The 24925-nt window shown below is 57.6% G+C and carries 29 protein-coding genes and 1 pseudogene; 29 read left to right on the forward strand and 1 reads right to left on the reverse strand.

The genetic code is table 11. From position 1 onward, the window contains the following. The first annotated feature begins 244 nt into the window (after window positions 1–244). The 5 genes from ACI2KG_RS15505 to ACI2KG_RS15525 all read left to right on the forward strand — a co-directional run bounded on the left by ACI2KG_RS15505 (window position 245) and on the right by ACI2KG_RS15525 (window position 6947). Window positions 245–1495 carry a TolC family protein gene (locus ACI2KG_RS15505; protein ID WP_060519761.1) on the forward strand — a complete coding sequence of 417 codons (1251 nt, stop codon included), beginning with the start codon at window positions 245–247 and terminating at the stop codon, window positions 1493–1495. After that, complete coding sequence (locus ACI2KG_RS15510) at window positions 1492–2955, forward strand: efflux RND transporter periplasmic adaptor subunit (protein ID WP_101195989.1); 1464 nt, start codon at window positions 1492–1494, stop codon at window positions 2953–2955. The genes ACI2KG_RS15505 and ACI2KG_RS15510 overlap by 4 nt, the downstream gene beginning before the upstream one ends. Further along, window positions 2952–6110: an efflux RND transporter permease subunit gene (locus ACI2KG_RS15515; RefSeq protein WP_060519757.1), complete on the forward strand. Its 3159-nt coding sequence runs from the start codon at window positions 2952–2954 to the stop codon at window positions 6108–6110. Before ACI2KG_RS15510 ends, ACI2KG_RS15515 begins: the two co-directional genes overlap by 4 nt. Then, on the forward strand, window positions 6107–6460 hold the full coding sequence (locus tag ACI2KG_RS15520) for a copper-binding protein (protein WP_060519755.1): 354 nt from the start codon (window positions 6107–6109) through the stop codon (window positions 6458–6460). The genes ACI2KG_RS15515 and ACI2KG_RS15520 overlap by 4 nt, the downstream gene beginning before the upstream one ends. A gap of 160 nt (window positions 6461–6620) precedes the next feature. Then, window positions 6621–6947, forward strand: coding sequence for a four-helix bundle copper-binding protein (locus ACI2KG_RS15525; protein WP_101195988.1), 327 nt, complete (start codon window positions 6621–6623; stop codon window positions 6945–6947). Between the two features lie 135 nt (window positions 6948–7082). Here the strand turns inward: ACI2KG_RS15525 and ACI2KG_RS15530 are convergent, their stop codons facing one another. Then, window positions 7083–7415 carry a DUF2790 domain-containing protein gene (locus tag ACI2KG_RS15530; RefSeq protein WP_039614978.1) on the reverse strand — a complete coding sequence of 111 codons (333 nt, stop codon included), beginning with the start codon at window positions 7413–7415 and terminating at the stop codon, window positions 7083–7085. A 733-nt stretch (window positions 7416–8148) separates the two neighbouring features. Here ACI2KG_RS15530 and ACI2KG_RS15535 point away from each other — a divergent pair. The 24 genes and pseudogenes from ACI2KG_RS15535 (at window position 8149) to ACI2KG_RS15650 (ending at window position 24924) form a co-directional block, all read left to right on the forward strand. Continuing rightward, window positions 8149–8505, forward strand: a complete 357-nt coding sequence (locus ACI2KG_RS15535) for a metalloregulator ArsR/SmtB family transcription factor (protein WP_060519748.1) — start codon at window positions 8149–8151, stop codon at window positions 8503–8505. Window positions 8506–8532: 27 nt separating this feature from the next. After that, complete coding sequence (locus ACI2KG_RS15540) at window positions 8533–9816, forward strand: arsenic transporter (protein WP_060519746.1); 1284 nt, start codon at window positions 8533–8535, stop codon at window positions 9814–9816. Between the two features lie 14 nt (window positions 9817–9830). After that, entirely contained in the window at window positions 9831–10301 is a 471-nt protein-coding gene (locus ACI2KG_RS15545) for an arsenate reductase ArsC (RefSeq protein ID WP_031314387.1), read from the forward strand. Between the two features lie 23 nt (window positions 10302–10324). Beyond that, complete coding sequence (arsH, locus tag ACI2KG_RS15550; protein WP_060519744.1) at window positions 10325–11038, forward strand: arsenical resistance protein ArsH; 714 nt, start codon at window positions 10325–10327, stop codon at window positions 11036–11038. A 4-nt stretch (window positions 11039–11042) separates the two neighbouring features. After that, on the forward strand, window positions 11043–11546 hold the full coding sequence (locus ACI2KG_RS15555; protein ID WP_082422063.1) for a cyclin-dependent kinase inhibitor 3 family protein: 504 nt from the start codon (window positions 11043–11045) through the stop codon (window positions 11544–11546). Window positions 11547–11571: 25 nt separating this feature from the next. Next, a complete protein-coding gene (locus ACI2KG_RS15560; RefSeq protein ID WP_101195987.1) occupies window positions 11572–12654 on the forward strand; it encodes an ArsO family NAD(P)H-dependent flavin-containing monooxygenase in 1083 nt (360 codons plus the stop codon). After that, entirely contained in the window at window positions 12647–13207 is a 561-nt protein-coding gene (locus ACI2KG_RS15565; protein WP_060519738.1) for an arsinothricin resistance N-acetyltransferase ArsN1 family B, read from the forward strand. Before ACI2KG_RS15560 ends, ACI2KG_RS15565 begins: the two co-directional genes overlap by 8 nt. Window positions 13208–13371: 164 nt before the next feature. Continuing rightward, window positions 13372–14370: a DUF4917 family protein gene (locus ACI2KG_RS15570; protein WP_060519736.1), complete on the forward strand. Its 999-nt coding sequence runs from the start codon at window positions 13372–13374 to the stop codon at window positions 14368–14370. A gap of 278 nt (window positions 14371–14648) precedes the next feature. Next, a complete protein-coding gene (locus ACI2KG_RS15575) occupies window positions 14649–15524 on the forward strand; it encodes a SprT-like domain-containing protein (RefSeq protein WP_023383702.1) in 876 nt (291 codons plus the stop codon). Window positions 15525–15534: 10 nt separating this feature from the next. Continuing rightward, entirely contained in the window at window positions 15535–16080 is a 546-nt protein-coding gene (locus ACI2KG_RS15580) for a hypothetical protein (RefSeq protein WP_176483548.1), read from the forward strand. Between the two features lie 112 nt (window positions 16081–16192). Continuing rightward, window positions 16193–16699 carry a hypothetical protein gene (locus tag ACI2KG_RS15585; RefSeq protein WP_023383704.1) on the forward strand — a complete coding sequence of 169 codons (507 nt, stop codon included), beginning with the start codon at window positions 16193–16195 and terminating at the stop codon, window positions 16697–16699. 248 nt (window positions 16700–16947) lie between these two features. Then, complete coding sequence (locus ACI2KG_RS15590; protein WP_023383705.1) at window positions 16948–17352, forward strand: TraR/DksA family transcriptional regulator; 405 nt, start codon at window positions 16948–16950, stop codon at window positions 17350–17352. Window positions 17353–17402: 50 nt separating this feature from the next. After that, window positions 17403–17552, forward strand: a pseudogene (locus ACI2KG_RS15595) (Arc family DNA-binding protein); the annotation flags it as partial. 183 nt (window positions 17553–17735) lie between these two features. Next, entirely contained in the window at window positions 17736–18524 is a 789-nt protein-coding gene (locus ACI2KG_RS15600; protein WP_110765415.1) for a hypothetical protein, read from the forward strand. A gap of 111 nt (window positions 18525–18635) precedes the next feature. Continuing rightward, complete coding sequence (rdgC, locus tag ACI2KG_RS15605; protein ID WP_023383708.1) at window positions 18636–19556, forward strand: recombination-associated protein RdgC; 921 nt, start codon at window positions 18636–18638, stop codon at window positions 19554–19556. Between the two features lie 166 nt (window positions 19557–19722). After that, a complete protein-coding gene (locus ACI2KG_RS15610) occupies window positions 19723–20976 on the forward strand; it encodes a DNA cytosine methyltransferase (RefSeq protein ID WP_258373848.1) in 1254 nt (417 codons plus the stop codon). A 369-nt stretch (window positions 20977–21345) separates the two neighbouring features. Further along, entirely contained in the window at window positions 21346–21504 is a 159-nt protein-coding gene (locus tag ACI2KG_RS15615; protein ID WP_156342200.1) for a hypothetical protein, read from the forward strand. A gap of 102 nt (window positions 21505–21606) precedes the next feature. Further along, window positions 21607–21930 (forward strand): hypothetical protein, encoded by a 324-nt coding sequence (locus ACI2KG_RS15620; protein ID WP_041925835.1) that lies wholly within the window; start codon window positions 21607–21609, stop codon window positions 21928–21930. Window positions 21931–22088: 158 nt separating this feature from the next. After that, the gene (locus ACI2KG_RS15625) at window positions 22089–22358 is read left to right on the forward strand and encodes a hypothetical protein (protein WP_023383712.1); all 270 of its coding nucleotides are present in this window, start codon (window positions 22089–22091) and stop codon (window positions 22356–22358) included. Next, a complete protein-coding gene (locus ACI2KG_RS15630) occupies window positions 22355–22513 on the forward strand; it encodes a hypothetical protein (RefSeq protein WP_023383713.1) in 159 nt (52 codons plus the stop codon). The genes ACI2KG_RS15625 and ACI2KG_RS15630 overlap by 4 nt, the downstream gene beginning before the upstream one ends. Before the next feature lie 228 nt (window positions 22514–22741). Further along, window positions 22742–23218: a hypothetical protein gene (locus ACI2KG_RS15635; RefSeq protein ID WP_023383714.1), complete on the forward strand. Its 477-nt coding sequence runs from the start codon at window positions 22742–22744 to the stop codon at window positions 23216–23218. Window positions 23219–23538: 320 nt separating this feature from the next. Further along, the gene (locus ACI2KG_RS15640) at window positions 23539–23787 is read left to right on the forward strand and encodes a hypothetical protein (RefSeq protein WP_023383715.1); all 249 of its coding nucleotides are present in this window, start codon (window positions 23539–23541) and stop codon (window positions 23785–23787) included. A 148-nt stretch (window positions 23788–23935) separates the two neighbouring features. Continuing rightward, a complete protein-coding gene (locus ACI2KG_RS15645; RefSeq protein WP_023383716.1) occupies window positions 23936–24175 on the forward strand; it encodes a hypothetical protein in 240 nt (79 codons plus the stop codon). Between the two features lie 8 nt (window positions 24176–24183). Next, window positions 24184–24924, forward strand: coding sequence for a hypothetical protein (locus ACI2KG_RS15650; protein WP_181426712.1), 741 nt, complete (start codon window positions 24184–24186; stop codon window positions 24922–24924). Window position 24925: the final 1 nt, after the last annotated feature.

Below are 24925 nucleotides of genomic sequence, written 5' to 3' on the forward strand. Positions count from 1 at the left end.
CCTGCAAGGTCGGCCAGGAGTGCAGGACTGCTAGCACAGTGCAGCTCAGCTTCCTGACGCCTGGGCTGACCTTTGCCAAGCCACGACCTGCCGATACCTACGCGGTAGGCATAGCGACAGGCTCTCCCCCCGATCCATGGCGGCCTCCCCGCGTCTGATTCCCTCTTAATTTCACACCGTCGTTCCGCCTAGCAGCGGGGCGATGGCACGCGCCTGGGCGCTGATCTTTCGAGGAATCATTTTCATGACTCCCCAACGTTTTCAGGGACGGATAACCACGGCCGTCCTGTTCATACTGCTGCCGGCTGTCTCGGCACAGGCTGCAACGCTGTCGCTGGATGAGGCGCTGCAACTGGCTGAACGCAACGCTCCCTCTCTACAGGCCCGCCAGGAGCAGGCATCAGCTGCGCGCAGCGCAGTCATTCCAGCGGGCGAACTACCCGATCCGCGCCTGAATCTCGGGGTACAGAACCTGCCGATTGAAGGCACCGACCGCTGGAGCATGAACAGAGACTTCATGACCATGCAGGTGGTTGGCCTGTCCCAAGAAGTACCGAACCGGGACAAACGCAAAGCTCGCATAGAGACAGCGCAGGCCACGGTCGAGCGAGCCGATGCCGAGGCGCTGTTCGAACGGCTGAAAGTTCGGGCGGCAACCGCACAGGCTTGGGTGGCTGCATACACCGTGCAGCGAAAGCTTGAACAGTTCGACGCCTTCTACAAAGAAAACCAGCTGCTGGCTTCCACGGTGCGGGCCAGCCTGGCCGGAGGCGCAGGCTCAACGGCCGATACGTTGGCTCCCAAACAGGAATTGGCACAGTTGGACGAGCAGAAAGACGTTCTGTTGAGTCAGTCAGCTCAGGCGCGAGCCGCGCTGAAGCGCTGGATTGGGCAGGACGCCGAAGTGGGCGCGCCGACGTTCCCTGTCTGGCCTGTAGATGCAGCTGAATACTTGCACTCCGTCCATGCCCATCCGGAGCTCAATACCTACAACGCCATGACACGCGAGGCTCAAGCCCAGGTACACCAGGCTCAGGCGGAAAAGAAATCGGATTGGTCCTGGGGGGTGGATTATCAGCGCCGTGGTCCGGACTTCAGCAACATGGTCAGCCTGCAAGTCAGCTTCCAGTTGCCGTTGTTCACCAGCTCCCGGCAAGACCCAATGATTGCGGCACGACGCGCACAAGTTCGCCAATTGGAAAATGAGCAGGACGCTGCCCTGCGCGAGCATCAAGCTCAGCTTGAAACAGACCTTGCCGAGTACCAACGCTTGCAACGGGCTGTACGGCGCAGTCGCGAAACACTTTTGCCCCTGGCCGAGGACCGGGTACGCCTCGCTCTGGCGGACTACCGCGCCGGTAATTCGCCGTTGAGTGAAGTGCTGTCGGCACGCCGGCAGCGTGTGGAAGCGCTGCTACAGGATGTGGACCTGCAAGGACAGTTGGCGGCAACAGCAGCGCGTCTGCATTTCGTTTATGGAGAGGTGCGGGCATGAGGAATAGGTCGATTGGTTTGCTCGTGGCTGCTGCCCTTGCTATTGGGATAGGCGCGGGCTTCTGGCTAGGTGGAAGAGGTGCGTATTCCTCATCCCAGCCAGTAGGTGAGGAAAAAAAAGCGCTGTACTGGTATGACCCGATGTATCCCCAGCAGCACTTCCCGGCGCCCGGAAAATCGCCGTTCATGGACATGCCGCTCGTGCCCAAGTATTCGGATGACACGGCTGGCGAGGAGCAGCCTGCGGTTCAGGTCTCGGCTGGGCTCCAGCAAAACCTTGGGATTCGATTGGCGACGGTGACGGCTGGCCGGCTAGAACGGACCCTGAGTGTGAGCGGCGTTCTAACGTTCGACGAACGCGACTTCAGCGTATTGCAGGCCCGGACTGGCGGCTACGTCGAGCGCGTCTATGGTCGAGCGACGGGCGACATCGTTGCCAAAGGGGCTCCTCTAGCCGATGTGCTAACCCCGGAGTGGGCTGGTTTGCAGGAGGAATACCTGGCGCTGCGGCATTCCGGCGACACGCAGCTGACGGCGGCGGCACGACAGCGGCTTGTGCTCGCCGGCATGCCGGCCGACCTGATCAACCGGGTCGCGAGCACTGGGAAGGTGCAGCTCTCGGTCACACTCTCCGCACCCACGGCCGGAGTCATCCAGGTTCTCGATTTGCGACCCGGAATGACGTTGACGCCGGGGGCTACCTTGGCGAGGATCAATGGAGTGGCCAACGTCTGGCTGGAAGCGGCTGTGCCGGAAGCCCAGGCTCAAGGTCTTCGCGAAGGCCAGCCTGTGCGGGCGCAATTGCCAGCGTTCCCAGGCGATCCCATACCGGGCAAGTTGACCGCGTTGCTCGCCGATGCCGATTTGCAGAGCCGCACGTTGCGCCTGCGTATCGAGTTGCCCAACCCGGATGGACGGCTTCGTCCTGGGATGACCGCTCAAGTGGCTCTCCATCCCGGCGAGTCTTCCGAGCAAAGCCTCTTGGTGCCTGCCGAGGCGGTCATCCGCACCGGCAAGCGAGACCTGTTGATGCTGGCTGAAGACGGTGGTCGCTTCCGGCCGGTGGAAGTCGTGTTGGGCCAGGAGAGCAGAGGGAAAGTTGCGGTGTTGCAGGGCCTTCAGCCAGGACAGCGCATCGTCGCGTCCGGGCAATTCCTGTTGGACTCCGACGCTAATTTGAAAGGCATCGAGGCGGCGACGGCGCAGGATAGTCAGCCTAATGCGGGGCCAGCCCTGCATGAAGCGGATGGCCGTGTCGTGCAGATAGACGGCACCCAGCTCACCGTTGCCCACGGTCCTTTCATCACCCTGGGCATGCCAGGGATGACCATGACCTTTCCTGTGGTTGATCAGTCTCTCCTTGATGGCCTCAAGGTCGGTGCGCAGATTCGCTTTGGCATACGCGAACGCGACGAGGGCATGGTAGTTGAGCAGATCAACGTGGTGGAGGGCCAACCATGATTGCCAAACTGATCCGCTGGTCGGTAGGCAACCGTGTGCTGGTGCTCCTCGCCACGCTGTTTCTGGTGGCATGGGGCTTCGTCTCGGTGCGTAGCCTGCCAATCGACGCCTTGCCCGACCTGTCGGACGTGCAGGTGATCATCCGCACGTCCTACCCAGGCCAGGCTCCCCAAATCGTTGAGAATCAGGTGACCTATCCGCTGACCACAACCATGCTCTCGGTTCCGGGGGCCAAAACGGTACGCGGTTTCTCCGCCTTCGGTGACAGCTTCGTCTACGTGCTGTTCGAGGACGGCACCGATCTGTATTGGGCGCGCTCACGGGTGCTTGAGTACCTGAGCCAGGCGCAATCGCGATTACCTGAGGCAGCCAAGCCGGTACTGGGCCCGGATGCCACCGGAGTGGGCTGGATTTATCAGTATGCGTTGGTCGATCGCAACGGCGGCCATGACCTGTCGCAACTGCGCAGCCTGCAGGACTGGTTCCTGCGCTATGAGCTCAAGACCCTGCCGGATGTCGCTGAGGTAGCCACCATCGGCGGTATGGTCAAGCAGTACCAAGTCGTCCTCGATCCGCTGCGCATGGCCAGCCTCGGTATCACCCAGGCTGAGGTGGTTGAGGCTATAGGCAAGGCCAACCAGGAGACCGGTGGCGGTGTACTGGAGCAGGGCGAAGCGGAGTTCATGGTACGTGCGGCCGGCTACCTGCGATCGCTGGATGATTTCAGAGCGATACCGCTGCGACTGGCTACCAAGGGCGTGCCGGTGACATTAGGCGACGTCGCTACGGTGCAGATAGGTCCGGAAGCCCGCAGAGGCATAGGCGAACTGGACGGCCTCGGCGAAGCCGTAGGAGGGGTGGTGATCCTGCGCAGCGGGAAGAATGCTCGTGAGGCCATCGGGCACGTCAAGGCCAAGCTAGAAACCCTGAAGAAAGGCCTGCCAGCCGGGGTGGAGCTTGTCACCGTCTACGACCGCAGCCAGTTGATCGACCGTGCCGTGGAGAACCTCAGTCACAAGCTGATCGAGGAATTCGTAGTAGTGGCGTTGGTATGCGCAGCGTTTCTCTGGCACCTGCGCTCGTCGTTGGTGGCTATCGTGTCGCTTCCCGTGGGAATCTTGATTGCGCTGATTGTCATGCGTCATCAGGGTATCAATGCCAACATCATGTCCCTTGGCGGAATCGCTATTGCCATCGGTGCAATGGTGGACGCTGCCGTGGTCATGATCGAGAACGCCCACAAACGTGTTGAGGCTTGGCATGCCCGGCATCCTGGTCAACCCTTGCGAGGCGAAGCGCATTGGAGGGTAATGACAGAGGCGGCCGTCGAGGTAGGACCGGCACTATTCTTCAGCCTGATGATCATCACGCTATCGTTCATCCCGGTGTTCACGCTGCAAGCCCAGGAAGGGCGTCTCTTCGCACCCCTGGCCTTTACCAAGACCTACGCAATGGCAGCGGCGGCTGCGCTATCGGTGACCCTGATTCCGGTGCTGATGGGGTACTGGATCAGAGGGCCACTGCCTGCGGAACAGCGCAACCCGCTCAACCGGGGCCTCATCCGGCTGTACCGTCCGGCATTAGAGGTCGTCCTGCGCCGGCCTCTGGTTACCCTCGCTGGAGCATTGCTCATCCTGCTCAGCAGTCTGTGGCCCTTGAATCATCTTGGGGGCGAGTTCCTTCCTCCGCTCGATGAAGGTGATCTGCTTTACATGCCTTCAGCCTTGCCTGGACTCTCGGCGCAGAAAGCTTCAGAGCTGTTGCAGCGAACGGATCGTCTGATTCGAACTGTTCCCGAGGTGGCCAGTGTCTTTGGTAAAGCCGGCCGCGCCGAGTCCGCTACCGACCCGGCACCGCTGGAGATGTTCGAGACCATCGTTCGGCTCAAGCCCAAGAGTGAGTGGCGTCCAGGAATGACCACGGAGAAGCTCATCGAGGAGCTTGATCGCACTGTGCGTGTGCCTGGGCTGACCAACATCTGGATCCCGCCCATCCGCAACCGCATCGATATGCTGGCCACCGGTATCAAGAGCCCAATAGGCGTCAAGGTGGCCGGCAGCGACCTAGACCAGATAGACCGGGCTACCCTCGCTGTGGAGCGGGCAGCGAAAAAGGTTCCTGGAGTGACTTCGGCGCTGGCGGAGCGTTTGACTGGTGGCCGCTACATTGATCTGGATATCGATCGCCATGCCGCTGCCCGTTACGGTCTGAACATCACCGACGTACAGGCCCTCGTGGCTGGCGCCATTGGTGGCGAAACCATTGGAGAAACGGTTGAAGGCTTGGCCCGCTATCCCATCAGCGTGCGCTATCCACGCGAATGGCGTGATTCCGTGGAGGCGTTGCGTCAGCTGCCGATCTACACCTCGCAGGGCGGTCAGCTGACGCTCGGCAGCGTGGCCCGCATACGTATCGCTGATGGCCCGCCCATGCTTAAGAGCGAGAATGCTCGCCCCTCGGGTTGGGTGTACATCGATGTGCGCGGCCGGGATCTATCGTCTGTTGTGGCAGACCTTCGTCAGGCGATCAACAGCGAGGTGAAGCTCGATCCAGGCATGAGCTTGAGCTACTCCGGCCAGTTCGAATACCTGGAGCGGGCGAATGCCCGTCTGGCCTGGGTGGTGCCGGCGACGCTGGCCATCATCTTCGTGCTGCTCTACCTGACCTTTGGGCGCCTCGGTGAGGCGTTGCTCATCATGGGCACACTACCGTTCGCGCTGACCGGAGGCGTTTGGCTGCTGTACCTGCTGGGCTACAACCTGTCGGTGGCCACAGGCGTTGGTTTCATTGCCCTGGCCGGCGTAGCGGCGGAGTTCGGAGTGATCATGCTCATCTACCTGAATAACGCTTGGGCTGAGCGTCAAGCCAAAGGCGAAACCACACGAACAGCGCTGCTCGACGCGATCCGTGAGGGCGCGGTGCAACGCATCAGGCCCAAGGCAATGACTGTGGCGGTCATCGTTGCAGGCTTGCTGCCCATCCTCTGGAGCAGCGGTACCGGCAGCGAGGTCATGAGCCGCATCGCGGTTCCCATGGTGGGCGGCATGCTCACCGCCCCCTTGCTTTCCCTTTTTGTAATCCCTGCGGCGTACTGGCTGATCCGTCGCCGCGAACTTGCTGTAACTACCCCCAACCTCTCAGGAGAAATCCAATGAAAAAGCTAATTGTCATCGCAGGCCTGGTCACCGCTTTTGCCACCAGTGTGCATGCCCAGGACATGGATGGTATGGACATGAAGAAAATGCCAGCCTCCGCCGAGGGGGGCCAAGGGAGCCAGGCGGCTCCCACTGCGCATGCTGAGGGGACAATAAAGGCGCTGGATCTTCAAAGCGGGAAAATCACCTTAGCGCACGGCCCGGTAGCAGAGCTCAAATGGCCGGCGATGACCATGGGCTTCCAATCTGAGCCTGCACAGCTGAAGGGCTTGAACGTAGGCGACAAGGTGAAATTTGGGTTCCGCATGGAGGGAAGCTCCGCGAAAATCGTGAGCATCCAGAAGCAGTGATTGAAAAGCCTTGAATGATCGGGCACGCCTTCATACTGAGATGATTCGGACAAGCTTACAGAAATGTAATCAATCTTCAGGAACCCCTCAGGTCGAACGCTACATACCGTCATGAGACGGTGCACTGGCATCACATCGACCCGATACCGGAGATATGATCATGAACAGTAGCTTTGATGAATGCATCTCGGAATGCCTGCGCTGTGCGCTGGCCTGTGAAGGCTGCGCGTCAGCCTGCCTGCAAGAGCAGGACGTAAAAATGATGGCTGACTGCATCAAGTTGGACAGGGATTGCGCAGATATGTGCAGGCTGGCGGCTACCTTGATGGCACGAGAAAGCATGCTCGCCAAGGAATTTTGTGCGTTGTGCGCCAGGATTTGCCGCGCCTGCGGGGAGGAGTGCAGTAAGCACACGGCAGACCACTGTCAGCATTGCGCACAAGCCTGTTTGGCCTGCGCACAATCCTGCGAAGCAATGGCTGCCTAATTAATTTCGACCGACCGTCGTTCTTTTGCAAAGTACTTAGGGAAGACCTCGGTCGGTCGATCACAAGCCCCCTGGCGGCCGATCAGCTGGCGCTACTGGTGATCAGCTGACTTCAAGAATTAACCTGTGCTTCGGTCAGTTTTGACCCCTGCAGTTAATTCCGGCAGTGCGATATTCAAGGATTTTCAGCTCTCCTGTTGAGTCCTCGTAATTCATCTGTGCCGGCATCACGTCGCAGCTGCCGTTGGTCGAAGTCCTGCTGATGACTCTCGCCACGTCCAGCTTCATTCCATAGCGATAATGGATCACCTCAGGTGGCTTTTTTCCATTGGCCGCTGCGTATGCACGCATAGCCTGCTCATTCGCCTGAATCATTTTTCCGTGCAAACGATCAGAACCTCCTTCGGAAAAAGCGGATGAGGAGGCGATTAAGAGAAGTAGGCCGGCGATGCATTTGGCTTTGATCATTTCAATTACTCCATGAAAACATGACTGCAGCCTAAGGCCCGGTAGCTGTCATCCATGTGATCCAGGCATTACATCTTTGTAAGGCTGTGCTGGGTTGACAGCGCTATTCCCTCATAGACAGTTTGCGGGTGCCTAAGGTAAAGCCGACACGGGACAGAGCTTTTCAAACTCTGCGGAGTTGGAAATCACCCTAGGGGCTAGGGATCGCTCTCTGCGCTCATATCCCCGAGCCTCGAATAAATCGGGCGCAATTGTGGTCCGCAGAGGCTTTAAGCCCCGTCGGCTTCGGCTATGCGTTCAAGTGCTCTAAGCAGCAAGGTACCGACCCCGGATCCTCTTTCCCAGGATCCACAACCAGCGAACGAATTAGACGAGCCTGGCCATCCTTCGATGCCCCATATCCCAGTTCCGTTTCTCCACGGTGAAAGGAATAGAACATGCGGTCGTGCTGCAGAAGGTCCGGGGTAGGCAAGCCGGCTGCGGAAAGATACTCATCCAACCCCTGGATCTGATCGGCACCAAGCAATCGGAGAGACATCTCAGGGTGGTTCATCGTGGACTCGATGGGAAGGGAATCAATATCCGGATAAGGGCGCGAACCCTGGATTTTGCCTCCTACTGTGACTCGGTCATCTGGTCAGTGAATTAATATCTGCTTTACCGTATATCTGAATGGTCATATATTCGAGCCTCCAGATATGAGCCGCCCGTGCTGCGTTCCCCAGGAGGTCAAATGCGGGAAACCCTAACCCCCCCCATCGTTTTTAAATGTCTCGCTGACGAAACACGAGCCCGGATGACCTTGCTGATCGCCAGTGAAGGCGAGCTATGCGTATGTGAGTTGACCTGCGCACTCGACCTCAGCCAGCCGAAGATTTCTCGGCATCTTGCTCAATTGCGAGAAGCCGGAATCCTCATGGACCGGCGGCAGGGACAATGGGTGTATTACCGCCTCAATCCGTCCTTGCCAGAATGGGTGCAGATGATGCTCAAGAGTGTTGTCGATGCAAACGCCCAGTGGCTAAGCGCCGATGCTGTGCGCCTTGCTGAAATGGGCGAGCGTCCACAAAGCCCTGCTGCTTGTGCTTGATTTTCACTTCGCTGACTGAGTTGAGCCATGTTCATCGCATTTTTGATTTTTCTCGCAACGATCGTTCTGGTGATCTGGCAGCCAAAGGGTCTGGGGGTGGGCTGGAGCGCTGGTCTAGGGGCGGTCGTGGCGCTACTGGCGGGCGTAGTGAATCTGTCTGATATCCCAGTGGTGTGGCAGATAGTATGGAACGCCACCGCAACGTTTATCGCTGTCATCATCATCAGCCTTTTGCTGGATGAGGCGGGTTTCTTCGAATGGGCAGCGTTGCATGTGGCCCGCTGGGGCAACGGCAGTACCCGCAAGCTGTTCGCTTTCATCATTCTCCTGGGAGCAGCAGTGTCGGCGTTATTCGCCAATGATGGCGCAGCGCTGATCCTGACGCCGATCGTTATCGCCATGCTGCTTGCCCTGCGTTTTTCCCCGGCGGCGACGTTGGCATTTGTCATGGCAGCAGGTTTTATCGCCGATACCGCGAGCCTGCCGCTGGTGGTGTCCAACCTGGTGAACATCGTTTCCGCCGACTACTTTGGCATCGGTTTCAGCGAGTACGCCTCGATCATGGTGCCGGTGAACCTGGTCAGTATCGCCGCCACGCTGGGAATGCTGCTGTGGTTCTTCCGCAAGGACCTGCCGCGAACCTATGAACTCGACCAACTGAAGGCTCCCGAAGCCGCTATCCGCGACAAGGCGACGTTCGTTGCCGGCTGGTGGGTGCTTGCGCTGTTGCTGGTCGGCTTCTTCGCCATCGAGCCGCTGGGCGTTCCGATCAGCGCCATCGCTGCTGCCTGTGCGCTGATCCTCTACCTGATCGCTGCGCATGGGCACGTGATCTCAACCCGCAAGGTGCTCAAGGACGCGCCTTGGCAGGTCGTGGTGTTCTCGCTTGGCATGTACCTGGTGGTCTATGGCCTGCGTAATGCCGGCCTCACCGACTACCTGACGCAGATCCTCAATGTCTTCACCGGCTACGGGGTCTGGGGCGCATCCCTCGGGACGGGGCTGCTCGCCGCTGGCCTGTCGTCGGTCATGAACAACATGCCCACTGTACTGGTAGGAGCTTTGTCGATCCATTCCGCCGAGGCCACTGGCATCGTGCGTGAGGCCATGATCTACGCCAACGTCATCGGCTGTGACCTCGGTCCGAAAATCACCCCAATCGGCAGCCTGGCCACCTTGCTGTGGCTGCACGTGCTGGCCCGCAAAAACATCGTTATCACCTGGGGTTACTACTTCCGCACCGGTATCGTCCTGACGCTGCCGATCCTGCTTGCCACCTTGGCCGCATTGGCCATACGCCTGAGCTTTTGAACCGGAGATATCTGATGAAAGTCTTGTTCATGTGCACCCACAACAGCTGCCGCAGCATCCTGTCCGAGGCGCTGTTCAATCATCTGGCCCCCGAGGGTATGGAAGCTGTGAGCTCGGGTAGCTTCCCAAGCGGCAAGGTCAATGAGCGGGCGCTGAAGACCTTGGAAGCCGCCGGTATCCCCACCGCTGGTCTTTCAAGCAAGGCCTCGGATGTCTTCGAGAGCTCTCCTCCCGACATAGTCGTCACCGTGTGCGATCGAGCTGCCGGCGAAGCCTGCCCGATCTTCTTCGGTCCATCGCTCAAAGCCCACTGGGGCCTGGCCGACCCTTCGGCGGTTACCGGCAGTGAGGCGGAAATCGAACAAGCCTTCCAGACCACACTTGCGAAGATCGATGAGCGCGTGCGCGCTTTCATTGCGCTGCCCTTCTCGCAACTGAGCCAGGACGAACTGAAAGCCGAACTTGCTCGCATCGGCGCGCTGTAGGCCCTGGATCAATGGAGACTGAAATGAACGACCACCTGCCAAATATCCAGCCAGAACTGATCGATCTGCCGTCGCTGGAGCGTCTGGAGCCGAAGGATCCCTCCACGCATAAACCACGCATCCTGCTGCTGTACGGATCGACCCGCGAACGCTCATTCAGCCGCTTGATGGTCCAGGAAGCTGCGCGCCTGCTGGAAGAGTTCGGCGCCGAAACCCGTATCTTCGACCCTTCCGGCCTGCCGCTCCCGGATGACGCTCCGGACTCCCACGAGAAGGTGCTGGAACTCCGCGAGCTGATGCAATGGTCCGAGGGCCAGGTGTGGTGCTCGCCCGAGCGTCACGGTTCTATGAGCGCAGTCTTTAAGGCGCAGATCGACTGGGTACCTTTGGCCATGGGCGCCGTACGTCCGACCCAGGGCAAGACATTAGCGGTGATGCAGGTTTGTGGTGGCTCGCAGTCGTTCAACGTGGTGAACCAATTGCGCGTGCTGGGCCGTTGGATGCGCATGTTCACTATCCCTAACCAGTCGTCGGTTCCAAAAGCCTTCCTGGAGTTCGATGATGCCGGGCGCATGAAACCTTCTTCCTTCTATGACCGGCTGGTTGATGTGATGGAAGAACTGACCAAGTTCACGCTGCTATTGCGCGACCGCCAGGATTACCTGGTGGATCGCTACTCCGAGCGCAAGGAGTCGGCGGAAGAGCTGTCCAAGCGAGTCAATCTGCGGTCCATTTGAGGTCATGAGCATGTCACATCCCTACTCGATGAAATCGCTGCCCCATGCCCCAGGAGCGCTAATTTTCACACCCTGCCCGGGCACCCAGGCCAGCGATCTTGCTGAAAGCCTGAAGACGCTGAAGCAGGCTGGCGCCGTGGCGCTGGTTACCCTGATGTCGGATACAGAGCTTCAGGAAAACGGCGTTGGTGAGCTTGGCGTCGCGGCCAGGCAGTATGGGTTGGAGTGGTACCAGTTGCCGATCGAGGATGATCAGGCTCCTGATCAAACCTTCGAGGCTCGGTTGGGGGAGATTCGCCACCAGTTAGACGATTTGCTCGCTTCCAACAAGGCCCTGGCCATCCACTGCAAGGGCGGCTCCGGTCGCACCGGGCTGTTCGCTGCCCGTCTGCTGATCGAATCCGGAATGCCGCGTCGCGAGGCGATCGCTTGGGTGCAGGAGCTTCGCCCACGGGCGATTCAGAAGCCTGCGCACATCAACTACATCAACCAATTCGGCGAAGACTGAGCGCTCCAGCCAGACAGGAGAGACCATGGCCACCGACGGCGAACTACTCGATGTCATCGTGATTGGCGGCGGGCAGTCCGCGCTTACGGTGGCCTATTTTCTCAAGCGGGCCAAGTTGTCGTTTCTGCTGCTCGACGCCGAAGAGGCTGCGGGCGGGGCGTGGCGCCATGGCTGGGACTCGCTGACGCTATTCTCACCCTCAGCATGGAGCTCGATCGCGGGCTGGCCGATGCCGCTAGTCACCGAAGGTAATCCCGATAGGGATCACGTGGTCAGCTATCTGGAGCAGTACGAGGCGCGCTACGGGTTTCCTATCGTTCGCCCCGTCAGCGTTACGGCGGTGGAGCGAACCGGGCGTGGCCTTCGTGTTCGCTCGAAGGACCGCGACTGGGAAGCCCGTGCCGTCATCAGCGCAACGGGGACTTGGAGCAAACCCTATGTTCCGGTTTATCCGGGGATAGAGCTGTACGGGGGGCAGCAAATTCACTCCGCCCATTATCAGTCACCAGAGGCTTTCCAAGGAAAGCGCGTGCTGGTCGTTGGTGGTGGCAACTCGGGGGCGCAAATCTATGCGGAGCTGTCCGAGGTCGCCGACGCAACGTGGGTAACCACGGAGGAGCCGGCGTTTCTGCCTGATGATGTCGATGGCCGGGTGCTGTTCGAGCGGGCTACCGAGCGCCTCAAGGCTCAACAGGAGGGCCGTGTTATCAACGTACCGGTCGGCGGGCTTGGCGATATAGTCATGGTGCCCCCGGTGGTCCGGGCCCGCGAGCGAGGAGCCCTACGGTCTGTAAGGCCTTTTGTCTCATTCACGCCTGACGGGGTCGTCTGGCCCAATGGTGAGAAAACCCAGGTCGATGCGGTGATCTGGTGTACCGGTTTCCGGCCGGCTCTGGATCACTTGCGGGACTTGGACGTGCTGGATGACAGCGGTAAGGTCGAGGTTGACGGGTCGCGCTCTATTCGCGAGCCGCGCCTCTGGCTGGTCGGATATGGCGACTGGACCGCCCTGGCCTCGGCGACGCTGATCGGCGTCACCCGTACCGCGCGCAGCACCGTAAACGAAGTAGTGGAATACCTGAACAGCTTGGAGCAGCCGGATGCATAGCGGAATCGAGATTCGTATTGCTGGTCCAGAAGACGCTGCAGCCATACAGGCTATCTACGCTCCGATTGTGCTCCACACTGCCATCTCGTTTGAAGAGGTAGCGCCGAGCGCGGAAGAAATGCGCCAGCGTATCGAGACGACGCTTCATACCTATCCATATTTTGTGGCTGTGCAGCAAGGTCGGGTGGTCGGTTATGCCTATGCTAGCCAGCATCGAGCGCGAGCGGCATATCGGTGGGCGGTAGATGTGACCGTCTACGTTGCAGAGGGGCAGCGTCGGAGTGGGATTGGCCGGCAGCTTTATGACGTTCTCCTGCCGGTTCTGAAGCAGCTAGGATATCGTTCTGCATACGCGGGTATTTCTTTACCGAACGAAGGAAGCGTGGGTCTCCATGAGCGACTCGGCTTTCAGCACATCGGTACGTTTTCGCAGGTCGGGTTCAAACTCGGTGCGTGGCATGACGTGGGATATTGGCGGTTTGATTTCGGTGGCGAGGGTTGTCGGCCTGAGGCTCCTACAAGCTTCTTATCCCAAATCCCGATGCCGCGTTAGAACATGAGGTCCATTTTGAAGGGTCCATTTGAGCGGCCGCTGAGCGTTTCGTCACCAGGGCTTGAATCTGAGCTAGCGTGTTGCGAAGACACGTCGGCGGCCTAGAAGACTCGATGGAACCATCAGAGATATGATCCTGCGATCACAACTCGAAGGTGGCCTCTATGCCATACCCCGTAAAGCCATGGGCAGAAATAGCTCAGCATTATCAGCGCGGTACCATCTTGTTGGGCAACGGCGCGAGTATCGCTGTGTCGCAGAGTTTTGCGTACCGCTCACTGCTAGAACATGTCAGGGAAAATGAGCTGCTCCAGAACGACGTGGCGCGTCTGTTCGAGTTTTTTGAGACAGAAGATTTTGAGCTAATTCTGCGGGTCGTCTGGCAAGCATCCAACGTCAACAAATCGTTGGAGATCCCAGATCAGCGTACCCACGAAGCCTACGTGCGCGTCCGGGATTGCCTGATCCAGGCAGTGCGGGATGTTCACCCTGAATATCACCAGATCACCGATCATCTGCCGAACATGTACCGGTATCTGAAGGAGTTCGACACGGTCTTGTCGCTAAACTATGACCTGCTGGTTTACTGGACGGTGGCCTATGGTCTCAACATCCCGGACGGCCATATGTTCAAAGACTGCTTCGTCGATGGCGGGGTATTCGATGACGACTGGCGTCGATTCCGGAAGCTGTACAAGGAGCGAGTGAATACGTTGGTGTTCTACCCCCATGGCAGCTTAGCTTTATGCCGCAACAACATAGAGGAAGAGTTCAAGATCCGCGCATTGGGCGGCGGCTTGCTGGAAGCCATTCTTCAGGAGTGGAAAAACGAGCGTGTGGTACCGCTGTTTGTCAGTGAAGGAACCATGCGTCAGAAGGTAGCTTCGATTCAAAATAGCTACTACCTGTCGACTGTCTATCGAGAGGTGCTTACGGCGCCCCGGAAGACACTGACACTGTTCGGTTGGGGCTTGGGGGAGCACGACAGGCATTTGCTCAAGCGAATGAAGGGGACGGGCATTGAGCGCGTAGCCGTCTCAGTCTTTCGGGGATATCAGCCTTATTGCAACATGGCTTACCAAATCATTCAGGATGACCTGGGGCCAGTTGACGTCGATTTCTTCGACAGTGAGAGCCCGGGCTGCTGGGTTCAACCCGAATAGCGGGCAGGACATCCACTCCTGAAATCTCAGAGGTGGCTGTAAGGCCCGTCATTACTGGGCTAGACAGTTTTTATTCTCTGGCGCATTTGTCCGAGTCAACGGTTTTGGGGGCTCGCGACAGTTTTGCGTTTACTCCGAATCGGGCTGAAGGCCACGGAAACTGGGCCTCTTTGCGACAGTTTTAATTCTCTAAATCCACCCCCCTCAGCCATGCATACACCTTCCTCTGCTCGTAAAACCCAGCTGAGTATCCAGGTGCTGCCAGAGGCTGAAGCCTGATGCTCCCCGTCGACGAACTGAAGGCTGTCAGGGCCCGTGTCACAGAGTGCCTGGGGCTGGCGGCGTCTCATCTTTCCCGTGACATTCCAGAGATACCGGTCCTGTTTAACCTCACTGGTAAATCCGGTGGCATGTTCAGGTACCGCAAAGACAAGGGAACTGGCCGGTGCTACGACCTGCAGTTCCGGTTCAACCGCATTTTGGCGCGAGAGAATCTCTCAGAGTACCTCGATCAAATCTGTCCGCATGAGGTCGCCCACTATGTCACTCACCTGGTATGGGGGGCAGAGGTCGATCCGCACGGGGCCGAATGGACTCAGATTATGGTTGAGGTGTTCAAGGTCCAGGCCGACAGATGTCACCAGCTTGACACATCGAGATCGGTGAAGAGGGAGTTCCTGTACCAGTGCGGGTGTGAAGGTAGAACATTCCGGTTATCGACCAAAAGGCACAACAGCATGGTCAGGCGGACGGCCCTATACAGCTGCAATGCTTGCGGTCAGCTCCTGGCTTTCATCCGAGAGGCTGATAAGGCTGCGGCCCAGGTCATCTCAAAGCTGTTCATTAGCACCCCGGGCCCCGCGATCGACACTGCTCAAGCTGACCGGATCGCCAAGCTCATCATTGATCACCAGGTGAACCAGGTCGTCATTGACTGCTCAATCACGGGTGAGCGCTACCGCCAGCTGATAAGCAAGAAATTGAATGTCCCGTTGGCCTCGGTGACTAGGCATCCGACCCCCGACACCCTGCCAGGCGGGGTGACTCACGCCATCGTCTTCGGCGATGGCCAAGACGATCGCCAAGGGCGCGTAGCCAAGGCTTTCGAGCAGCGAGGGGTGAAGGTACGGATGGTGCGAGCAGGTGTTGGCTGAGGTGGCGGTTATGAAAGCGCCCATTACCACTGAAGCAATTTGCGTAGAGCCCACCATGCGTCATACCGAACCTACCCAGCAATACCCCGATGCCGCGGACACTTTCCGCCTGAAAGCATTCCGAGTCGTCACCGGCGAACTGTTCGCTGCAGCCAATGCGCAGCATGCGCTCGACATGGCCAAATCGCACCTCTCACAGCCCCAGCTCAGCCTGCGTGACGTCGTCGCGGCGAACCACTGGGATTGGGTGGTAACCGATGAGAATGGCGTTGAGCTCGCCGCCGGCGCTTCGGCGCTACTCGCCCGGGCTACCGCACCGGGCTTGCTTGGTCGTTGCAGAACAGACCATTCCTACCAGACCGTGTTCGTCGAAGATCTGAGCGGACGATGCTTGGAATGGGCCATGCGTGAAGCGAGCTTCAAGGCATTTGGTTTCATGATGAGCGCTGAGCCTGGCTGCCCAGTCGCCACTCAGAGGGACGCCGTACGGCGGTGGCTTGGGGATGTCGTGAGCGTCCCTGCAGATCTACATATCCTGGACGTGCAAGCGGCGTGAGCCTTTTGCATGCCGGCACCATGCACCCAGCGGCAGGGGAGAGGCCTCACGTCATACATGTCCGTGTGGGCCATCTCCACCTACAAACTTAACGCACATGAGGTGCCGCACCATGACTAACCCAAACCAAGCAGTAGCAGTCTCCACTGAAGGCCGTGTACCAGCTGATTGGAAAGCTCCTGACTTCTATCAGCCATTGGACCTTCTGCGGGCCAAGCTGGCGTTCCAGTTCGGTGATTTCGCACATCTTGTGCTCAGTCAGTTCGAAAAAGCGAAGACAGCCTACATGGGCCGCGATTTGTCGCAGGCTCAGTTCCCCCGCACTGGCGAGGAGGCGATGATCGAGCTTGAGGTTCGAGCTCAAACCCTGCAGTGGGTTGTTGAAATGGCCGGTCTGACAGGGAAAGCTGTCGACTACGCAGCCAACCGCTATCACGAGGACACCGCGTTCTTGCTGGTCTACTCGATGCCAAACGAAGATGGGCTCCAGACGTTCCGCTGTGGTGGTGGTAGCCCGGGCGCCGCTCTTGCTCAATTCGCGCAGCAGAATCCTGACCGAGTTCAGCTCGTGCAGGAGATCTTTGTGGACAAACGAAGCCTTCAGCCGGAAGCGGCATAACGATTCACCCAAACCCCACCGCCTAGCGCTGGGGTTTTTTTACGCCTGCAGAATACCCGGACGTTCGGCCAGAAAATATTTTTCTGCATGCATAACACGTATGTGTAATTTTACTGTTGTGCGTTTCGGATACTGGCCTTAATATCGGTGCGTGTGAAAATGACAGCATGGTGCCATCAACCTGCCGTATCGATCGTCGAGACGCTGGCGCCAGGCACATTGACCCAACCAATCACGAGGCCCAATCGATGACCCCTCAGGAACTGTTGCAACAGCCCGACGACCAGTACATGAACCCTGAGCAAGTAGCGTTCTTCAAAAACCTGCTGGTGAGCGAAAGCGCTACCGCCACGGGGCGGATCGAGCAGCTGCGCATCGACCTGACGGGCTTGGAAAAAGCTCCTGATGAAGTCGACGCAGCACTGATCGAGCAAGAGCGCCAGTCCATCCTGGGCAGCATCGAACGCGAGAACCAAAGTCTGCGCGATATCAAACAGGCGATGTCTGCCATTGCAGACGGTAGCTACGGCTGGTGCGAAGACACCGGCGAGCCGATCGGCCTCCGTCGCTTACTCTCCTCACCGCGCTCTCTCTTGACTGTCGAGGCCAAGGAGAGCCGCGAAAACAAATCCCGGCACCTTCGCGCAGCGTAATCACTTTTCACCTGAGACATCGCCAGCTCGCCATATTGAGGTTATTCCCCATGCCAAAGTCCCAGCCCCGCAATACATCCCGCACAGCAGATAAGTTCGTGGTGCGCCTGCCTGACGGCATGCGAGAGAAGATCGCTGAAATCGCGAGAGACAATCACCGCAGCATGAACTCGGAAATCATTGCCCGCCTGGACTTGAGCATCGAGCAGGATGAGCATGGCGACCTGACGGTGCGCACGCTGGCGCAGGTAACTCGGCGTTGCGAGGAGCTGGAGCAAGAGCTGGCGCAGATCAAGGCAGCTCAGGGCAACGAAACACCGAAGGCAGGTCTGCAGCAGCTGCCGCGACTGTCGATCGCCAGCGCGCAGTGAAGGACGACCGCCATGGGGAACCTGCTTGATGTAGCTCCTGGCGCAACTGGCGCCGGCACTGCCGACATTGCGGCGTTGCTCTTGAAGGCCGCCCAGCGCTATTTCTACTTGCGTGGCCCTGCCCTCCGAACCGGGAAAGCCAATACCCCAATGGTACGTATCGGCATAGACGCGCTGCTGAGCGGCGAATCGCTCGATGCTGAGGTCGACCGGGCCATGATCGAGGCGCATGCCGCGGGGCTCAGTGTTCCACCAGGAGCCAGCGGCCATGCCGGCAGCCATCAGTTCTCAGCGGCAGAAGCGGTGTTTTTGCGAAAGCTCCTCGCAGCGCCACAACCAGCGCAGGCGGCCCAACTCTTGAAGTACGCGACCGCGGTAGGGGTGCGTGACACCGCGAATCTCTTTGCCAACTACATCGCGTACATGAACTCTCCGATGCCCTGGCTGCAGCAGGCGGCCATTGAAGGCTCTCTCGCGACTTTCGGCAGCTCACCATCCAACCGTTTTGAAAATGCGCCTACTGAGCGCCAGCGGGCTACTGAGGGCAGTACGCCGCGCATCTGGTCACAGGCGGTACCCGAAAGTGCCGGCCATTTTTGGAACTGGAGCGGGAAGGAGGGCATCGATGCCTCCTTGTTGGTGGTCACCTGGTCGTCGGACTTAGGCAAGTTCTGCGTAGAAGGGGCACCTGGTACATCGCGACCGATCAGTTGTGAGGAGTGGGGAGGATGGTGGGCAGGGCTCGACCGGCCTAACCCAGCTCAAGAGATCGATTGCCTCCGCTACGCGGCTGCCGGCTGATCGACAGCCCACCTTCCCGGCAGATATCGCTCAGCTGCTTCAACCTCAATTACTCAAGACTGCGCTCATAGGGGCGCTGTCATCACCGACATCACCTAACAAGGCATGACCATGTGGTTTAAGAATCTGACCGTTTACCGTCTGACCCAAGATATTGAATTCGCCGCGGATACGCTCCAAGCCGCCCTGGCGTCGAAGCCGGCACGGCCGTGCGGTTCGCAAGAGCTGGTCACCTATGGCTTCATCGCGCCGCTGGGCAAGGGGGAGGATGCTCCACTCGTTCACCAGAGCGGGAATTTCTTCCTGATCAGTGCTCGGAAGGAAGAGCGCATCCTGCCGGCAAGCGTGGTCAATGATGCTGTGAAGGAGAAGGTCGAGGAGATCGAGAGCGCCCAGCAGCGCAAGGTCTACAAGAAAGAGCGTGACCAGATCAAGGACGATACGATCCAGGCCATGCTGCCGAAGGCGTTTATCCGTCGGGGTGTGATCACAGCGGCCATCGCGCCCAAGCTCGGGCTGATCATCGTCAACAATGCGAGCGCCAAACGTGCAGAGGATCTGCTCTCCACGCTCCGTGAAGTAATGGGGTCCCTGCCGGTGCGCCCGGTGACTGTGAAGATCGCCCCGAGCGCGACCCTCACTGACTGGCTTAAGACCGGCCAGGCGAGCGAAGGCTTCCACGTCCTGGACGAATGTGAACTGCAAGACACACATGAAGATGGGGGATCAGTTCGCTGTAAACGGCAGGATCTCACCAGCGACGAAATCAAAAATCACCTGGCCACTGGCAAGGTCGCGACCAAGCTGTCGCTGGCCTGGCAGGACAAATTGTCTTTCGTCCTGGACGACAAGCTTGTGATCAGGCGCTTGAAGTTCGAAGAGCTGCTTCAAGAGCAGGCTGCCCAGGAAGGGGGAGAGGATGCCCTGGCTGAGGCTGACGCCACGTTCGTGTTGATGATGATGACATTCGCCGAATTCCTCCCGGCTCTGTACGACGCGCTGGGTGGGGAGGAAGTGCCGGCGTCCATCTGAATCAAGCAGGACATCAAGCCTCCGCCGTGGCGGGGGCTTTTTTTTGCTCGAAAAAGTATGGAGCCTTGTTCCGCATTCCAGGTGTGTACGGACAACCAGTTTGTCATTTCCCCGATCGGGCTCAGTCCCCGTCAGGGGAGCTGTGTCGACTACTTGGAGCAGCACAATGACCACCATCATCAACGCAACAATTGGCGAATCGAAAGGCGTTTCACGTGTCTTCATGGAGGGCCGTCACCTGCTGACAGCGGGTGTTCAGATTGGCAATAAATACTCGATTAAGTCTGACAAGGTTGCCCGACGTCTAGAGCTAATTGAGGTTCAATCCGGCTTCGCCGGAAAGTGCATCAGCGTATCAAAACGTGAGCGCAATGGGGTTGTTCATCCAGTAATCGACCTGCGTTCAGAGCAAATTCGTGAAGTCTTTGAAGATGATCATAAGGTCCGCGTTGCGATTCGTCGTGGCCGGATTGTGATCACTGCTTTGCAGATTCAAACCAAGATCCGCGAGCGCCTCAAGCGCATGAAAGAAAAGTTGGACCGTGGCCAGAAGCTCGCTGTATGTAGTCTTTTTCATGGCGGTGGGATCTTAGATGCCGCAGTGCACTCTGGCTTAATGCGGTCGGGTGTAGGCTCGTTCTTACAAGTCGGTGTTGAGCTAGAAAGCGAGTATCTCGACTGCTCAATGCGGAATAACACTGAAATTTGGACAGAGGATTCAATTGCGATCAACTCTGATGTTCGGGATGTGTATCTAAGTGAAAATACGCCGCAATGTGAGGTTTTGCTTGGAGGGATTCCATGTATAGCAGCGTCAAAGAGCGGTAAGGTTAAAAATAAACTGACTTTTGCAGAGGAGCATGCTGACGCAGGCGCGCTTTTCGTGGACTATCTCAACTGGCTCCGTCATGTCAACCCTTGTATTGCGCTGATTGAAAATGTTGGGGAGTACGCAAATACAGCTTCCATGGCGGCTATCCGAAGTGTGTTTATCTACCTCGGATACAGAGTTCATGAAGCAGTCCTTGATGGATGGGACTACGGGACGCTGGAGCACCGGAAACGCTTGGTCGTTGTGGCAATAACTCCCGGTATTGGGGACTCTTTCTCGTTTGAAAATCTGAAGGTGAACAAGGTGAGAGAGACATGCATCAATGCAATACTTGATGACATTCCTCTCGACGACGAATCTTGGAAATCCTATGAATACTTGGCAACTAAGGAGAAAAGAGACAAGGCTGAAGGCAAGGGTTTCGCGAGGCAATTACTAACAGGAAATGAATCTGGTTGTGGCACGCTTGGTTGTACAAGAAGGGCAGAAGTACCGAACCCTTCATATTGCATCCCGAAAATCCAGGACTCAGCAGGCTCTTTACTAAAGCGGAACATGAAAGGCTCAAAGGCATTCCTGCAGGGTTAACCGATGGGGTTTCTGAAACGATTGGTCATGAAATATGTGGTCAGAGCGTCTGCTTTCCTAAGTTTGTTTCAGTGGGTGAGGAAATAGGGCGGGCACTCATGTCATCCCGCAATAACGTGGTTAACTTTCCGTCGCGATCAGCTCAAGCCAGCATGGACGAGGCGGTTTGCGCGGAACCCGAGAAATTCCAAACTGGATCACTGGCTTTACTGATCTGATTGGTGAGGTGCCGCCTTAAACGCTACTCAAACCCGGTTCGCTTAGGCGAATCGGGTTTTTCTTTGCTCGATGAAATTGTTTCAGGCGCTTGATGCCGTCAACCTAATTTGCTATACATTAGTCACTAGTTTTCCCAGAGAGGGGGCGAACATGAAATCGATGACTTTTACTTCTGAATTTCTGAGTGCTGCAAAACAGGCTCCGCGCATCTATTTTGCGCCTCTGGTGGGTGCTTATAAAGCCATCAAGGCTGAAATGGCCAAGGCCGGCGGAGGCGACCGCTCAACCAAGACCACCCCCAAGCACTGACCTTCACAAAGAACCCGCCGATCGAGCGGGTTTTTTGTGCCTGTGGTTTACTGGTTTCTGTGAAGCATCCCCTTGGAGCAAGTTAACTTTCAGGGGGCCATCATGCTTCTCGCAATCAACGATCCTGCAGTTCAATCCGCTTTGATAAATGCATTTGCAGCTGTCACCAGTACTGTCCTGGCTGCTGCCTCGGCCGCTCTGATCGGAAAGAAATTTTCGGACCGAAAAAAACTGGAGCAGTCCTTGGAGCTGTGTCAGAAGGACGTCGAATTCTTACTCCAGGTGGAGGCAGAGCATGTCGAGCTCCACAAGGAGCGGGGTGACAAATCCAACAAGCTGAAGGTCCGTGAGAGAGTTAGGGATCTCGGCTTCTCGTTCTCAGGCAAATTCACACCAGGTCGGCTGCGGCAGGCCCGGCAGAGCTGATCGAGATGTGTCCACCCATCAACCCAGCCAGGCTATGCCTGGCTTTTTTGTGCCTGCCGATTACAGACCCGCGTTACGCATCTCCAGGGGCTAGGTCTACCGCAAGAAGGCCTATGGGATTTCTCAACGACCGCCCCAGGTCCTTTCAGGAGTAACAGATGTCCAAAACGCACAAAAAACCTTGGTGGAGCCCGATCGCTCACTTCGGAGCCCATGGCTTCGTCGGTACTATCATCTTCTTGATCATCATGGTGCCAGCAGTCTTGCTCAACCATTTGGTCCAATACTTGGCTAAGTTTGGGATAAGCGATTTCACCTTGCTAATTCTCGGGCTTCTCGAACATGCCATTGTGCTTGTAGATGCTGGTCTTTTCTTCGTCTTTATTTGCATTGGGGCAGCCCGGGCAATCAAGGAGTTTGCTGAATGAATCAATCATTTGGGTCTGAGTTCGCTAACGCTGCAAGGCAGGCACCACGAATCTTCTTCGCGCCATTGATGGGGGCTGTAGCTGCCATCAAAGATGAGTTCAGGCGCGTGAAGTACGGTGCAGACCAAAACAGCAAGCCGCTGCAATCCAAATAAACGCTCAGCAGAGCTACCTATAAAGTAACGCTAAATCCGACCCACCATCCTAGATGGTGGGTCTTTTTTTTGGTTCTGATTTTCGGTGCCGCCGTGTCCTCCCAGGCGCTGCTTGCGGGCAATGAGCGGCAAGAGGCTGGCAGATTTGCACCGACTCTATAGCCGTATGCGTACGCGTTATGTATTCTTGTACCTGGTAATTTCTTGGAACCGATAGGAGCGTTCAATTTGGCCAACACACTCGAATTCGAGGTCGGCGCCGGCTACGAGGTGGCCAACCCACCCAAGCTTGCTGTTGGTGACGATCAGCACCACCAGCTCTCTCGTTTTTTCACTGTGCTGGCCACCGACGAGCACGGGGTGTCGGTGTATGACGGGTGGTACGGTGAGGGTTTTTCGAGCTTGCATCTCCCGCATGATGTCCTTGCGCAGCTTGACGTGACGAGGCTGCCGTCCCGAGGTGAGGCCGGAGCTGCGGACTTGGCCAACGCTATCGCTACCTCAGCCGCCGCTGCCATCGAGCGCCGTGACCAGGTGAAGGAGCACGGTGCTGCTGAGCAAAGCGTGCACGCCTCGCAACGATTCTTCGTGCAGTTCTTCTCCGGCCAGATCAGGGGGCTCGCCTCCAAAGGGCTGATAAACCCAGACCTTGCAGTTCAGATGATCAGCCTGTCGACCGGGGTGGAGCTTACTGTCGGTGAATAGTCGAGGGCGATTCTTCTCTCTGCGCATCGCTATAGCTGCCGTTGCCACTGTCTGCGCTGTTGCTGCTGTCGGCCTGATCCTGTTCAAACCTTGGGCCCAGCGTGGCTTCGAGGTAGCAGCAGCTAAGCCGGTGGGGCGGTACTGCCTGATCAAGCCAGGTGAGCACCGGACCCATTGCGAGGGCGAGGATACCGGCCCCAGGGACCCAGTATTAGCAGCCATCAAAACCATGTCTCAACAAGGGGGGCGGCCGTGATGCCACCTCTCGCCAGTCAAATCGTACTACCTGTTCTGTATCCAACCCAACCTGAGGAACCGCTATGACAATCACTACCGACATGCTCGCTCGTATCGCCGTTGTGGTGCTGGCCGTAATCATTTCGATCGCTATCAACCGCCGCAAAGCTCTTTTCACTGTGAAAAACGCCTCTGGCCCTGAGCAGGTCCAGGCCATTCAGGGCTTTGCTGACCGTTCGCTGCGCGATGTCAATATCCTGATCTGGCTGTGCTCGGCCCTCTGCGCAGCCGCACTGGCCGTGTGTTTCTACTCGATCTTCATCCCGCTGTAAGCCTGTCCTGGTCGATGGCCAAGGCCTCGGTTCATATCTGTGAACTGAGGCCTTTTTTGTGGCGGCATCATGACATCGAATGGCTAGAAGTATTTTGATTCATCCAGTATTATGCGTACTTGTTATAAATCAAATCTAGGAGCTTGAGATGCAGCAAATCCAATTCTGGGCCATGCGGACGTTGAACATTGTTGGCCAAGTGCCGGCAGCCTTGGCACTCGCGGCTTTCGTGTTTGTGTGGGCAAAGATTGGCCACATCACCCCCACACTCGCTTTCGTGCTGATCGCGGTCCTGGTGATGGCAGTGCTCTTCGTACAGCTGATGAAAATGGCCGATCGTAAAAAAGCCAAAGCTGAGCAGGCTCGTGCTGGCGCCGGTCTGCGCTGAGCTGCACCATGTCTGCCAGCCTGACGCAAATCACTCGGTGCCGTCCGTATGTGCGAAGCCTGATCGATACCGGCTTCTACAGCGAGATTCCGATGCATCGCGGGGTGGTTGAGCGCGTGGAGCTCGCAGGTGGCTATACCGTGGAGCTGAGCCTTTCAGGGGATGTATTTGATGGCTCTGCGGTGTGTGAAGTGCGACTGGTTACAGCCTGGCTCCTATTGAAGTCAGAGGCTGTTCCGGTCGCTATCCTGGACGGGGTTTTGTTGTCCAGTGGAGAGGGGAAGCGATACTCCTTGGCTGATGCTTGCGATCTGGTCAGCGAGGCCGTCCAGGCGCTGGTTCACGAGCTGGTCAGGACCTGCCATCAGGACTTCGGCGCTGTGCTGGAAGCTGGCAGCGTCTTTGTTATAACCCGGCTGGAAGTTCGCGATAAATTCAGGTCGTCAGAGCTGAGTCAGTCTATCGTCGACGCTTCATGCACTTGGCTTCGTTCAAAATGCCGGTTGGCACTTCTTACCCTGCAGCCGTTTCCTCTCCAATACGAAAATACTGCACCCGTTCTAGGCAGCCGGCATTACGAGACATACTGGCGAGCCCTCAGTGCGGACGTGGAGAAGCTTTCTTCATATTACAGCTATCACTTTGATTGTATCGCTGTGTCACTTGAGTCAACTCTGTTGATCAAGCCGCTGAGCGGATACAAATGCGCGCTAAGCCGGGCAGGGTGGTCGTTCATAGCCGCGGAGTAAA

It is taken from the genome of Pseudomonas sp. NPDC089407, from assembly GCF_044900445.1.
Taxonomy (GTDB): Bacteria; Pseudomonadota; Gammaproteobacteria; order Pseudomonadales; family Pseudomonadaceae; genus Aquipseudomonas.